The organism is Microcystis sp. LE19-41.2A (assembly GCF_027530405.1).
Taxonomy (GTDB): Bacteria; Cyanobacteriota; Cyanobacteriia; order Cyanobacteriales; family Microcystaceae; genus Microcystis; species Microcystis aeruginosa.
Window position 1 is genome coordinate 1 of record NZ_JAPZQJ010000046.1, and the last position, 13,211, is coordinate 13,211.

Annotated in this window: 10 protein-coding genes and 1 pseudogene; 5 read left to right on the top strand and 6 right to left on the bottom strand. The window is 42.3% G+C overall.

Features of this window, described 5'->3' with window-relative positions:
- Window positions 1–854: RNA-guided endonuclease InsQ/TnpB family protein (locus tag O9290_RS02280; protein WP_288086635.1), on the bottom strand; the 854-nt coding region annotated here is incomplete at its 3' end.
- Window positions 855–1,628: 774 nt separating this feature from the next.
- On the bottom strand, window positions 1,629–2,057 hold the full coding sequence (locus O9290_RS02285) for a CAAD domain-containing protein (protein ID WP_002744522.1): 429 nt from the start codon (window positions 2,055–2,057) through the stop codon (window positions 1,629–1,631).
- A gap of 325 nt (window positions 2,058–2,382) precedes the next feature.
- Between O9290_RS02285 and O9290_RS02290 the strand changes: the two genes are divergently transcribed.
- The gene (locus O9290_RS02290; RefSeq protein WP_039899814.1) at window positions 2,383–2,616 is read left to right on the top strand and encodes a DUF433 domain-containing protein; all 234 of its coding nucleotides are present in this window, start codon (window positions 2,383–2,385) and stop codon (window positions 2,614–2,616) included.
- Window positions 2,613–2,954 carry a DUF5615 family PIN-like protein gene (locus tag O9290_RS02295; protein WP_002759489.1) on the top strand — a complete coding sequence of 114 codons (342 nt, stop codon included), beginning with the start codon at window positions 2,613–2,615 and terminating at the stop codon, window positions 2,952–2,954. The genes O9290_RS02290 and O9290_RS02295 overlap by 4 nt, the downstream gene beginning before the upstream one ends.
- A 9-nt stretch (window positions 2,955–2,963) precedes the next feature.
- On the opposite strand, the gene pcrA is transcribed toward O9290_RS02295, so the two are convergent.
- Window positions 2,964–5,285, bottom strand: a complete 2,322-nt coding sequence (pcrA, locus tag O9290_RS02300) for a DNA helicase PcrA (protein ID WP_288058596.1) — start codon at window positions 5,283–5,285, stop codon at window positions 2,964–2,966.
- Window positions 5,286–5,611: 326 nt separating this feature from the next.
- On the opposite strand from pcrA, the gene metK reads away from it, so the two are divergent.
- Both metK and O9290_RS02310 read left to right on the top strand, forming a co-directional pair.
- On the top strand, window positions 5,612–6,862 hold the full coding sequence (gene metK, locus O9290_RS02305) for a methionine adenosyltransferase (protein ID WP_012267167.1): 1,251 nt from the start codon (window positions 5,612–5,614) through the stop codon (window positions 6,860–6,862).
- A gap of 589 nt (window positions 6,863–7,451) precedes the next feature.
- Window positions 7,452–9,326: an ABC transporter ATP-binding protein gene (locus O9290_RS02310; protein ID WP_288058595.1), complete on the top strand. Its 1,875-nt coding sequence runs from the start codon at window positions 7,452–7,454 to the stop codon at window positions 9,324–9,326.
- A 128-nt stretch (window positions 9,327–9,454) separates the two neighbouring features.
- On the opposite strand, the gene O9290_RS02315 is transcribed toward O9290_RS02310, so the two are convergent.
- Window positions 9,455–10,852: an amidase gene (locus O9290_RS02315; protein ID WP_288058593.1), complete on the bottom strand. Its 1,398-nt coding sequence runs from the start codon at window positions 10,850–10,852 to the stop codon at window positions 9,455–9,457.
- A 142-nt stretch (window positions 10,853–10,994) separates the two neighbouring features.
- On the opposite strand from O9290_RS02315, the gene pyrR reads away from it, so the two are divergent.
- Window positions 10,995–11,528, top strand: coding sequence for a bifunctional pyr operon transcriptional regulator/uracil phosphoribosyltransferase PyrR (gene pyrR, locus O9290_RS02320; RefSeq protein WP_002759497.1), 534 nt, complete (start codon window positions 10,995–10,997; stop codon window positions 11,526–11,528).
- 508 nt (window positions 11,529–12,036) lie between these two features.
- On the opposite strand, the gene O9290_RS02325 is transcribed toward pyrR, so the two are convergent.
- Both O9290_RS02325 and O9290_RS02330 read right to left on the bottom strand, forming a co-directional pair.
- On the bottom strand, window positions 12,037–12,819 hold the full coding sequence (locus O9290_RS02325) for an endonuclease/exonuclease/phosphatase family protein (RefSeq protein ID WP_288059673.1): 783 nt from the start codon (window positions 12,817–12,819) through the stop codon (window positions 12,037–12,039).
- A gap of 185 nt (window positions 12,820–13,004) precedes the next feature.
- Window positions 13,005–13,196 (bottom strand): annotated as a pseudogene (locus O9290_RS02330) (hypothetical protein).
- Window positions 13,197–13,211 lie beyond the last annotated feature (15 nt).

Sequence of the window (13,211 nt, forward strand, 5' to 3'; positions counted from 1 at the left end):
ATTGCCTGAGATAATTTCGGGTTTTTGACCATATTCTTAACGGCTAAATTCTCAACCACAATCGTTTGGTTTTCACGAACTAATTGAGTGGTTAGCTTATGTAAATGGTCTTTTCTGCTATCGGTGATTTGAGCGTGAATCCTAGCTACTTTGATTCTTGCTTTTTCCAGATTTTTTGACCCTTTCTGTTTTCTAGACAGATTTTTTTGCGCTTTTCGCAGTCTCCGATAATGTTTCTTAAAATGCTTAGGATTAGATACCTTGTCTCCATCGCTGGTAATTACTAGGCTACTAATTCCTAAGTCAATTCCGATGGCTTTATCTGTTACTGGTAATGGCTTAATCGTTGGGTCATCAAATCTAATTGAAATATGCCAACGTCCAGAAGGATGCAATCTGACTGTTACTGTACTTGGGTCACAAGCTTCTGGTATTTGTCTTGACCATCGAATAGGTAAAGGTTCTGTGCATTTAGCTAAATAGACTTGTCTGTCTTTAAATTTAAAGGCTGATTTGGTAAATTCGGCACTTCCTCCCTGATGTTTTTTCTTAAAGTTAGGATACTTAGTCCGACCAGCAAAGAAATTAGTAAAAGCTGTTTGTAAATGTCTTAACCCTTGTTGTAAGGGTACACAGCTTACTTCATTGAGAAAGTTTAATTCTTCTTGCTTTTTCCAATCAGTTAGCATTGAAGAAGTTTGAGCGTAGCCTACTCTTTCTTGCTTTTCGTACCAAGCTTGTGTTCGTTCGTGGAGAGCTTTATTGTAAACCAATCTTACACATCCCAAAGTGCGCCGCAATAGCGACTCTTGTTCGGGTGTCGGGTAAAATCGGTAAGAATAGGCTTTTTCCATGTCTCATATTTTAGCATATATTTCGTAAACGATGCTCATATTTAACAGCAAAGCCAACCTAAAACGGCGGGGTTTCAGACCCAAATTTTCGATGAGAATACGGCGATCGTGCTGAAGAATTTATTAGCGAAATTACACGATCGAGGTTATCAGGTGGTGACTCTCAGCCAATTAGTTGATCACAAACGTTAAGTAGGGTTTGCGGCAAAAAGTTTTTCCTGGGGGCAGGGTGTAGGGTGTGGGGTGTGGGGTGTGGGGTTTTACCGATTTTGAGGGGGTCAATTACCTAATTTTCAGGGAAAAAGTCCCTGAATTTCCCCCTGATCACTCCCATATCTGGTACTTTTTGAGGGGAAAAAAGTCCAAAAGTCTTATCCAACAAGGTTTTTAGATTTATTCAGCCAGCCCTATTTAGGGATTTTAGGCAATTTTATGCTTATTTTTCTCATTTTTGCCCTCTCAAAAATTAATTATGCAAGAACTCTATTAAATCTGGTTATAGCAATTCCCATAGTTGTGAGGTACAGAGTCTTAGGTTTTGAGGAGTCAGGAGTCAGGAGTTAAGATTTTGGTGTACCTCATGAGATTGGGAAACGCTATATTAAAAACTGATTATTTATTCTCCCTATTGCTTTTTGCCTCTTGCCTTTTGCCTAAAACCCATAACTTTTGTACCTCACTAGACTGAAAAACGCTATAGTATAAGCTCTTGTGCAAAAACAAAGGAGTTGAGCGGAAACACTCAACTCCTTTGTTTTTTATGCTTGATTCTATCTATAAAGTGTTATTGTGACTGCCAAAAACTTGCGCTTTTAGTGCATCAATTTCGGCTAATAACTCGCGACGATTTTCATCTTTGAGCAGATAGCGCCAGACAAACCAACCAGTGTAAACGATCCCAACTAATTGTAGGATAGGAGCAAGGAGGGGAATATCATCGATCGCATCTAAAACCGCTAGGGTAACTTTCACGGTGACAAAACTGGCTAAAATTGCCCCCAGAACGATTAAAGGTTTTTTGTATCCAGAGAAGAAACTACCGATATAATCGGGGACGTTAGCCAGATAGGACATCACCGAATCCCAAACTGGTTCTACATATTCAGACCAAATCTGTTCGGTGCTGCTGCTGGGTTTGCTCAGAGACCCGGGTAAATCCGTTCTAATCGGATTTTGGGTCTCGGTGGGTTGCATTGATTCCATATTAACTGATCCTCATCATAAAGGTTAGACAGTGCGCGAATACGACCAACGGGGGTCAATTTTAACAGACTGAATAGACTAACTCGCTGTTGCCCATATTATCGGATAATTGCGATACTAGGCGGAAAGTTGCTCAACAACTATTAAGAATCAAGGATTTAGCTTCTCAATTTTATCGTCAGTCTGACCGCAATTCTCTATTCTAACAGCAGGTAGCGATCGGAGTTGAGGAATCAGGGGGTGTCAGTTGGGTGCTAGGGATTGGTTGTTAGGATTACCAGATAAGATAATTAAATGCAGACTAAATATCTTCGAGATGCGTTCTATGGACTCAACAGTTAGCTTGCTTACCCGCATTACTCAAACACCCGGCCAGTGTGGTGGTCGTCCTTGTATTCGGGGGATGCGAATTCGAGTAACGGATATTTTGGAAATGTTAGCGGAGAATGTGAGCATAACTGAAATTCTAGAAGACTTTCCCGATTTGGAACTCGCAGATATCCAAGCTTGTTTACTTTTTGCAGCACGGTGTACGGATTTTCCTAAACTAACGGCATGAAAATTTGGATTGATGCTCAACTACCCCCAACTCTAGCAAGCTGGTTATCAGCGACCTTTGATTTAGAAGCATCGTCCCTGCGAGACTTATCCCTTCGAGATGCTCAAGATATCGAGATCTTTGCAGCAGCGCGAGCGGAAAATGCCGTGATTATGACCAAAGATAGTGACTTTATTGATTTGGTTTGTCGTCTGGGAACACCTCCTCAAATTTTATGGTTAACCTGTGGTAATGTCACAAATCAGAATCTGCGGCGATTACTGACAGCTACTTTACCCGATGCGTTGAAACAACTAGAGCAAGGAACAATAATTGTAGAGATTAGCAATACTCCTTAAGGTCTTTCCCTATTCGTGGATAAGTTGCATGGGTGCGGTGCGAGGATCGATGATTTTCTGACCTAAACCCGAAAATTTGACCGCTAGATTCATTTTTTTACCCTCACCAAGGATATGGGTCACTTCTCCTTCTCCAAAAGTAGAGTGTAACACTCGATCGCCTACCTGCCATTTTCTTTGATCGGAGACAGTTTTTTCCATGGCAACCACTTTTGGGGTCTTTTTCGGTTTCAGGTTGCTTGTGAGCAATTCTGGGGGCAATTCCTGCAAAAATTGGGAAGCTACCTTCATCTCTTTATTCCCCCAGACATATCTTTCTTTTGCGTAGGTTAAAAATAATTGTTCCTTGGCCCGAGTCACACCCACATAACACAAACGGCGTTCTTCCTCAAGAGCAATGGGATCGTTTAAACTACGATTATGGGGAAAAATGCCCTGTTCTAAACCGACTAAAAAGACGATAGGAAACTCTAAACCTTTGGCGGAATGAAGGGTCATTAACGAGACTTTTTCTTGACCTTCCTGAAGATTATCTAAATCCGAGGCTAAACTAGCACTAGCGAGAAATTCCTGGAGATTGGTTTCTTCGTTTTCTTCTTGGAATTGTACGACGGCGCTATACAATTCTTGAATATTCTCAATGCGGGTATCAGCTTCCTCGGTTCCCTGCTGTTTTAACTCATCGATATATCCCGAATCTTCCATGATTTGGTCTAGGATTTCACTAGCGGATAAATCGGTGATTTTTTCTTGCAGGTTTTGGATAATTTTAGCTAACTTATTGATGCTTTTAGTCGCACGACCGGCGAGAGTATTAACGGAAGTTTCATCGCTGATAATTTCCCATAAAGGTACTCCTAATTCTTGGGCAGCTTTGAGCAAATTATCGATTGTGGTTTTACCGATACCGCGCCGGGGAGTGTTAATAATTCTCAGTAAACTAACGGTATCAGCAGGATTGGCAATCACTCGTAAATAAGCGATCGCATCTTTAATCTCCTGTCGATCATAAAATTTAAATCCCCCGACAATATTATAGGGGATATTATTGCGAATTAACCCATCTTCAAAGGGGCGAGATTGGGCATTAATTCGGTAGAGAATGGCAAAACTACCCCAATTTAATTCGGGGTTTTCTTGAGTAAATTCTCGAATTTTATCGATAACAAAAGCTGCTTCTTCCTGTTCATCTCTGGCTTTAAAAACATAAATACTCTCGCCTCCTTCTCTGGTGGGAACAAGGACTTTATCGATTCTTTGACTATTCTTTTCAATTAACTTATTTGCCGCTTGCAGAATATTTTCCCGTGAACGATAGTTTTCCTGTAGTTTCACCATCGTGCGAGTATCATCATCGAGTAAACCATCGCCAAAGTCCGCTTGAAAATTGAGCAGAATAGTAAAATCTGCCATCCGAAAACTATAGATAGATTGGTCGGCATCACCCACCACAAAAATCGATCGATCCGTCCAATTCCACTCACTTTTTTTCGTTTCACCATTGGTGGACAAAAGCCGAATTAACTCGTACTGAATCCGGTTAGTGTCTTGGTATTCATCGACTAAAATATGCTTAAATTGCGTATGCCAATAACCGAGAATAGATTCATTTTGCTGAAAAAGACGGACTGGAACCAGTATTAAATCATCAAAATCTAGGGCATTATTTTGGGCCAATTGCATCTGATAAGCCTGATAAACCTCAGAAATGACCTTTCCCCGAAAATGAGGGTTTTCTCTGGCGTAATCCGTGGGAGTTAAACCTAAATTTTTGGCATTACTAATCGCATAACGTAGATTGCGAGCATCAAATTTTTTATCATCTAAATTCATCTGTTTAGTGACGATATTTTTCACCAAACTCTGGGCATCCGATTCATCCATAATTGAGAAATTCCTTTGCCAACTATGACCATATTCATCCTGATATTTATTAATGTCATAGCGCAAAATCCGACCGCAAAGACTGTGAAAAGTCCCAATCCAGAGTTTTTTAGTATAATTCCGATAAATTTGAGAAAAGAGTTTTTTCTGTTCGTATTCTTCTAAAAGTTCTAATCTTTGACCGTATTTTTCCTGTGCTTTTTGTTGAGCAAAAGTTTTTTCAATTCTCGTTTTCATTTCCCGGGCCGCCTTATTGGTAAAAGTGACTGCGAGAATATTTTCCGGCTCGACCCCGTGATGACGGATCAAATGGGCGATACGATAGGTTAAAGCGCTAGTTTTTCCCGATCCTGCTCCAGCAACCACCAACAAAGGGCCGCAAAAATGCTCAACAGCAAGGCGCTGGGAAGGATTGAGTTGTTCTAAATAATCGGCTGTGACTGTCATAATTTTTCAATATAGCTCTGCGACCGCTATTACTCAGGCTACATCATCGAGACGGGTATCGGGCATTAGTCAACCCCTTCAAGAGATAAAAATTTTTTGGGCTAGTTTCTTTCAAATCGTTCAAGATTCTAAGTTGTCATCTACAATGGAATTAGCGGAGACGAAAGTTTCCGTTCACTCCTCACACCACACTCCGTCCGAACAATGTTCGGGCGGTTTCTTATTGAAAATACTGGATCTCTACAAATTCCCTGTTACACTGTATGATCAAAGATTTCTTGGAATCTTTTTTGCGTTCAAATGTACTACTATGTGAGGGACATCACTTGTCTAAACGTTATTTGTTCACCTCCGAATCGGTTACAGAGGGACATCCCGATAAAATTTGTGACCAGATTTCTGATACTATTCTCGATGCTCTGTTATCCCAAGATGACCACAGTCGTGTAGCGGCTGAAGTGGTTGTCAATACAGGGTTAGTCTTGATTACTGGTGAAATCACCTCGAAAGCACAGGTTCATTTCGTCGATTTAGTTCGCAAGAAAATCGCTGAAATCGGCTATATCAACGCCGATAACGGCTTTTCCTCGAATAGTTGCACCGTTTTAGTCGCTTTAGACGAACAATCTCCCGATATTTCCCAGGGTGTCACGGCTGCTCAGGAAAATCGCGAACTTCTCAGCAATGATGAACTCGATAAAATTGGTGCGGGAGACCAGGGTATTGTCTTCGGTTTCGCTTGCAATGAAACCCCGGAATTTATGCCCTTACCGATTAGTTTAGCCCACCGCATCGCTCGCCGTTTAGCGGCAGTCAGAAAAACGGGTGAACTGTCCTATCTGCGTCCCGACGGTAAAACGCAAGTATCGGTCATTTATGAAGATGGTCGTCCCGTGGGTATCGATACTATCCTTGTTTCTACCCAACACGATGCTACTATCGGCGATATCACCGATAATGATCTCGTCCAACAAAAGATTAAAAGTGATCTCTGGGAAGCGGTAGTACAACCGGTCTTCAGCGATTTAGAGATTAAACCCGATGCCAATACCCGTTATCTGGTTAATCCCACCGGAAAATTCGTCATTGGTGGACCCCAAGGCGACGCGGGATTAACGGGACGGAAAATTATCGTCGATACCTACGGTGGCTATTCTCGTCACGGTGGCGGCGCTTTCTCCGGCAAGGATCCTACCAAAGTCGATCGCTCCGCGGCCTATGCTTGCCGTTATGTGGCCAAAAATATCGTCGCTGCTGGTTTGGCCGATAAGTGCGAGATTCAAGTGGGTTATGCGATTGGGGTAGCTCGTCCGGTGAGTCTCTTCGTGGAAACCTTTGGCACTGGCAAAGTCGCTGATGATGTGATTCTGGACTTAATCAATAAATACTTTGAACTCCGTCCGGCCGGTATTATCCAAACCTTTAACCTGCGCGGTTTACCCAGTGAAAGAGGCGAGCGTTTTTACCAAGATGTGGCCGCTTATGGTCATTTTGGTCGCAATGATCTCGATTTACCCTGGGAACAAACCGATAAAGCCGCTATCCTCAAAGAAGCTTTGACTTCTGCGGTAGTATAGGGTTAAAAATTAACTGCAATTTTTGATTCAGGAATAGAGTTTCAGGCTCTATTCCTTTTTTATACTAAATCCGTTGAGTATAGGCTACATAGGGTTTGCGGCAAAAAGTTTTTCCTGGGGGCAGGGTGTAGGGTGTGGGGTGTGGGGTGTAGGGTTTTACCGATTTTGAGGGGGTCAATTACCTAATTTTCAGGGAAAAAGTCCAGGAATTTTTCCCCCGATCACTCCCAGATCCATTACTTTTTGATGGCCAAAAGGTCTAAAAGTTTTACCCAACAAGGTTTTTAGATTTATTCAGCAAACCCTACATATCAGGACAGGCAATAGGCAATAGGAGCAATAGATAATCAGTTTTTAATAACCGGATTTGGTATAACTATTCTCAATTATCACTCTAAACAGGATTTAGTCTGACAAGTCTCTGGTAAATGGCGATCGCTGAGAGACGAAAATCTTCTTAATGCTGGCAAAATTCTCCCTTGCAAGCGAGATGTCGCCAGCTATCTACGAATTAATTGCACCCAGCTACTGGGAACAGAAAAAGCTATATTTATAAGTAAATCGAATCTGTCTTTCTGTTTAAAGACCCATGGATAACAAAGTTCTCGACGTTCACCATCTCACCGTTGAATTTTCTAATCAGAAAAGAACAACAGTCGCCGTTAATAACATTAGTTTTAGCTTGCAGAAAGGTCAAGTTCTCGGTTGTGTGGGGGAGTCGGGTTCAGGAAAATCCGTCACCTCCCTCGCACTCATGGGATTGGTTCCTTCTCCTGGAAAAATTACCGGGGGAGAAATTTGCTTTCGTCCGGCAAAAGGTCAGTCAATGCAAGCAGTAGATTTATTATCTATTCCCCCAGAAGAATTGCGTTATTATCGCGGGGGAGAAATGGCGATGATTTTCCAAGAACCAATGAGTTCTCTTAATCCAGTTTATAACATCGAGTTTCAACTCACCGAAGCAATTTTACTGCATCAAAAAGTCACCACTGAACAGGCAAAAAATCAAGCCATCTCTCTACTGCAAGAAGTGCGCTTATTACCCAGTGATGAACAGTTGGAGGAGCAGTATATAGAAACTTTTACCTTAGAAAATAAGGGTCATGTCAGGGAAAAAATTAGAACTTATATTCAGGAACAAAAAGAAGCAATTCTCAAGCGTTATCCCCACGAATTATCGGGGGGACAATTACAAAGGGTAATGATTGCCATGGCGATTTCTTGTAATCCTACCCTATTAATTGCCGATGAACCAACCACCGCTTTAGATGTGACTGTCCAAGCAGAAATATTAAGATTATTACGAGATTTGTGTAAAAGCGATCGAGAAATGTCAATGGTTTTTATCTCCCACGATTTAGGAGTTATTAACGAAATTGCCGATCAAATTGTCGTGATGTATCAAGGAGAAATTGTCGAACAAGGACCGAAAGAAGAAGTATTAAATTCTCCCCAACATCCCTACACAAAAGGTTTACTTGCCTGTCGTCCTCGCTTAAACTCTCGTCCGGAAAAATTGCCCACCGTCAGCGATTTTTTACGAGTGGAAAAAGACTCTCAAGGTAAGATTATTGACTTACAGGAAATTACTCCACCAGCAGTTAAATTTATTACTCTCCAGGAGGAAGAAAGCAGAATTGAAGGTTTACAAGATCACGAGAATATTTTATCGGTAGAAAATTTATCGGTTAGATTTCCAGTTAAGGGAGTTTTCGGGCAAGTAAAGACCTTTTTTAATGCCGTAGATCAGGTCAGTTTTGCCGTTAAACGGGGGGAAACCCTGGGTTTAGTCGGTGAATCGGGATGCGGAAAATCTACCTTAGCAAGGACAATTCTGCGCTTAATTCCTGCCACTTCTGGAGATATCTATTTCCGAGGAGAAAATCTCGCTAAATTAAACCCCAGCGATCCAAAATTAAGACTACTGCGACGGGAATTACAGATAGTTTTTCAGAATCCCTACAACTCCCTGAATCCCCGTTTATCCATCGGTAAAGCAATTTTAGAACCGATGGTTATTCATCATACCGGCGGCAATTCCCAAAAGCGACGGCAACGAGTAGAATATTTATTAGAACGAGTTAAACTTGATCCTACTTGGTTTGATCGCTATCCCCATCAATTATCAGGAGGACAACGACAAAGGGTGTGTATTGCTCGCGCTTTAGCCTTAAATCCTCAGTTTATTATCTGTGATGAATCTGTCTCTGCTTTAGATGTTTCCGTGCAAGCGGGAGTCTTAAATTTACTCAAAGAATTACAGCAGGAATTTAATCTCACTTATATCTTTATTTCCCACGATTTAAGTGTCGTCAGATTTATGAGCGATCGGATTATGGTGATGAATAAAGGTAAAATTGAGGAAATGGGTACAGCTAACCAAATTATTAACTCTCCCCAAAGTGATTACACCCGCAAACTTATCGCTTCCATTCCCCAATTTACCGAAAGTCTTGCTAGTTAAGTAGCTGGTTATAATTGAATTAAAAATGGATTTTAGCTTCGATCCCCCCTGCCCCCCTTGATAAGGGGGGTGCCGATCCCCCCTGCCCCCCTTGATAAGGGGGGTGTCTGACAACTTTTAACACCTACCTACTTAAAATTAGCCATCAAACCTAAAGGATTAGCTGCCTCTAATTGTGCCGCTAATCCTAACAAAGTGATTTCATCAGCAGGTTTGCCCACTAACTGAATTGCCACGGGTAAACCCTGACTATCAACCCCTGTGGGTAAAGCAATCGCAGGTAAACCACTCGCATTAGCAATCGGAGAAGGGGCAATCCAACCAATCATCTTATTAACCGCTTCTTCCGGTGGTAAATTTTCCCACTCACCAATTCCGGGGGGTTGATGTAGGAAAATGGGCAAAAGTAAGACATCAAAATTATCAAACATCGCCACAATTTGCCGCGAAATAACGTGCATCTGCCGCACCGCTTGCAGGTATTCCCCCGCGCTGCCAGAATTCTCTAATAACCATTGGTTAAGGGGACTTAATAACTCCTTCGGAATTCCCGTCGCTGCCGTCCCCGCTTGCCAAATACGCCGAAAAGGAGCGATTAAAGCCTGTAAATCGGGAGAATACTCCGTTAAGTGATGCCCCATACCCTCTAAAATTTTAGCCGTCTCGATCACAGCATTTTTATAGACGGCAGCCGCTTCGCCGAAGGGGGATATGGAAGTAGAAAAAGCGATTCTTAGGGGTTTTACGCCTCTCTGAGTGGCTTCTAGGAAAGAAAAGGGCGGATCGGGTAGCCAGTAGGGATCGCCCGTCGTATAGCCCGAAATCACGGTAAGCAGCGCCGCCCCATCTGCCACCGTCTTAGAAAGAGTGCCGTTAGTGGCGATACCGCTTTGAAATTCCCCCACCGGGGCATAGGAAACGCGCCCGCGACTGGGTTTTATCCCCACCAAACCGCAACAACCCGCCGGAGTACGAATGGAACCGCCACCGTCGGAACCCTGGGCAATCGGGCAGAAACCCGCCGCTACCGCCGCCGCCGCACCGCCACTGGAACCTCCTGCGGTATAATCGCGGTTGAAGGGGTTACGAGTCGGCAAAAAACCCGGATTTTCGGTGTAGGGAAAGGAACCTAGCTGGGAAGTGGCAGTTTTGCCCAGAAGGATAAAACCCGCCATTTTCATTCTGGTGACGATTCCTTCGTCGTATTGGGCAATATTTCCCTGTAAAGCGGCGACTCCGTAACTAACCGGCATTCCGGCGACGGCATTTAAGTCTTTAATGGCGGTGGGAACTCCAAAAAAAGGCGGTAATTCGGCAGTAGCGGCGATTTGACTTAATTGTTCCGTTTGGGCGCCCGCGGTTGCTAGGGCGCTTTCCCTGGCGACATGGACAAAACTACCAATTTGACAGTCAAATTTCTCAATTCTGTCGAGGTATAAATGGGTTAATTCTAGGGGGGAGATTTGTTTAGTGCGAATCAGTTGGGCTAATTCTAGGGCAGATTTTTGCAATAATTCATCACTCATGAGCGATCGAGGTAAAATAGGTAAGTGAAAATAATTATATTCGTTAGTGGCAAGATGGTTTTAAAAGAAAAAGAAAAAGAAAAAAAAAGTCCATTTCCGTCAAAATTTCCCTATCCCCTATCCCCCCTTGTCTTGGAAAATTATGACCCCACAGTTAATTGAAATTCTCTCGGCTGACGAAATTCGTCGCACTATTACCCGTTTGGCTTCCGAAGTTATCGAAAAAAGTGGCGATTTAAATAACTTGATTTTGATCGGTATCTACACGCGAGGAGTGCCTTTAGCTAATTTAATTGCTAATCAAATTGAGAGCTTAGAAGGGGTAAAAGTTCCCGTGGGAGCGATCGATATTACCTTCTATCGCGACGATCTCGATCGCATTAAAACCCGCACTCCTGCTAAAACCAAAATGCCCCTAGATGTCACGGGAAAAACCGTGATTTTAGTCGATGATGTTATCTATAAAGGTCGCACGATCCGCGCCGCTTTCAATGCTATTATTGAGTATGGCAGACCGCAAAAAATCCGCTTATTAGTCCTCGTTGATCGTGGTCATCGGGAATTACCAATTCACCCGGATTTTACGGGCAAAAAACTACCCACCGCAGCCGAGGAACAGGTAAAAGTTTATCTACAAGAGATTGACGGCAAAGATGGGGTGGAATTAATCAAATAAACAGAGGATTGGTAACTAATCCCCGGAGGAAAATAAACAGAATTGCATCGATAATTAGGTAGGCGTTAAAAATTATCAGACACCCCCCTTATCAATGGTAGGGTTGATTCATGAATCAACCCTACCTTATCAAGGGGGGCAGGGGGGATCGAACCTAAAATCCATTAGACCTCTTGTAAAAATCAAAAATTGTTGTTAGGGTTAGGAGTCAGTAGCCAGTAGTCAGTAGTCAGGAGAATTAAGAATGAATAATAATCAGTTAAATGGTCTATTTACAGAATTTATGCCATTTAATCCTTATTTTTGCCGTTTTTGAACCCTGAAAAATTAATTATGCAAGAGGTCTATTTTTAATTTAATTATAACCAGCTACTTAATAGCCACAAAAATATCACTTCTTGAGGTTTTTTCCTGTTTAAAACACCGAACAAATTTAACCACTGAATCACCAAAGTCTGCTGAAGCTTTTACCCTGTATATATTTGCTAAATAAAAAAATCATCTATTTTTAGGGCAAGGTAAAAGCAGCAATTACGGGATAATGATCGGAAGGAATAAGATTCAACCAACGGGAAGGATCGACTTTTGCCCAATCTAACTGTAAACGGTTATCATAATAAATTGTATCGATGGCTAAATAAGGGGTATCGGTGTAATTATTAAAGCTCATTTGTTCGGCTAATTCCAAATCGGCTAAAGCATCCTTTAATCTAATTTCTGACTGGAGAGGTTGAGTTAAAATCTGACGGGGTAATCGTTGAGAATTAACATTAAAATCACCCGTTAAAAATAGGTAATCTTCTGTTAAATCTAGTTGACAAAAATGCTCTTGTATGCACTTAGCACCTAAGTCCTTAGCTTTGTCGCTATAGTAATCGAGATGGGTATTATAAAACTGCAAAGTTTGCCCCTCAAGAGTGCGAAATTTAGCCCCCGTTACCATGCGGGGATAAGGATTACCCCAAGCTTCAGTGATACTGCCAACAATATCAGGAGTTTCTGATAGCCAAAATTCGTATATTTCTAAACATTTTAACCGACTTGGTTGATATAAAATCGCACAATGTTCATCTAATCCTGTCCCCCTGCGATCACTGCCTAAACTTTGATATTTTGGCAATAAACGGTGTAGATCCAATAATTGATTAGCGCGAGCTTCCTGAGTACCAATTATATCGGGAGAATAGTGAGCAATTAGAGCCGCTACTGCTTCCCTTCTTACTCGCCAATTACGCTCATCAGGATCGGGTTTATCGTAGCGAATATTAAAGGACATTGCTGTTAGTTTCATAGGAAAATGGAGAATGAGGAAGGGAATCGGGAGTGGGAAGTGGGGAAGTGGGGAAGTGGGAAGTGGGGAAGTGGGGAAGTGGGGAAGTGGGAAGTGGGGAAGTGGGGAAGTGGGGAAGTGGGGAAGCTGTCTCATCACCCTATCACCCCAAAACCCTCCGCAACGCGCACGCAGTGACCACCCTATCACCCTATCTCCTGAATACTGAATACTGACTCCTGACTCCGGTTCTTCGCTACTTGGTATGGTTCGATAGGGGGGCATAAATCGACTAAATCCTTATCTGGCAAGAGACTTAATTGATTAGTTCGCTCTAGAGCAAAAACAATTGACAAAAATCGCTAAATGCCTTTCTCTATAAGGGTTCCATCCCTTATAACCCCCGTCCATTG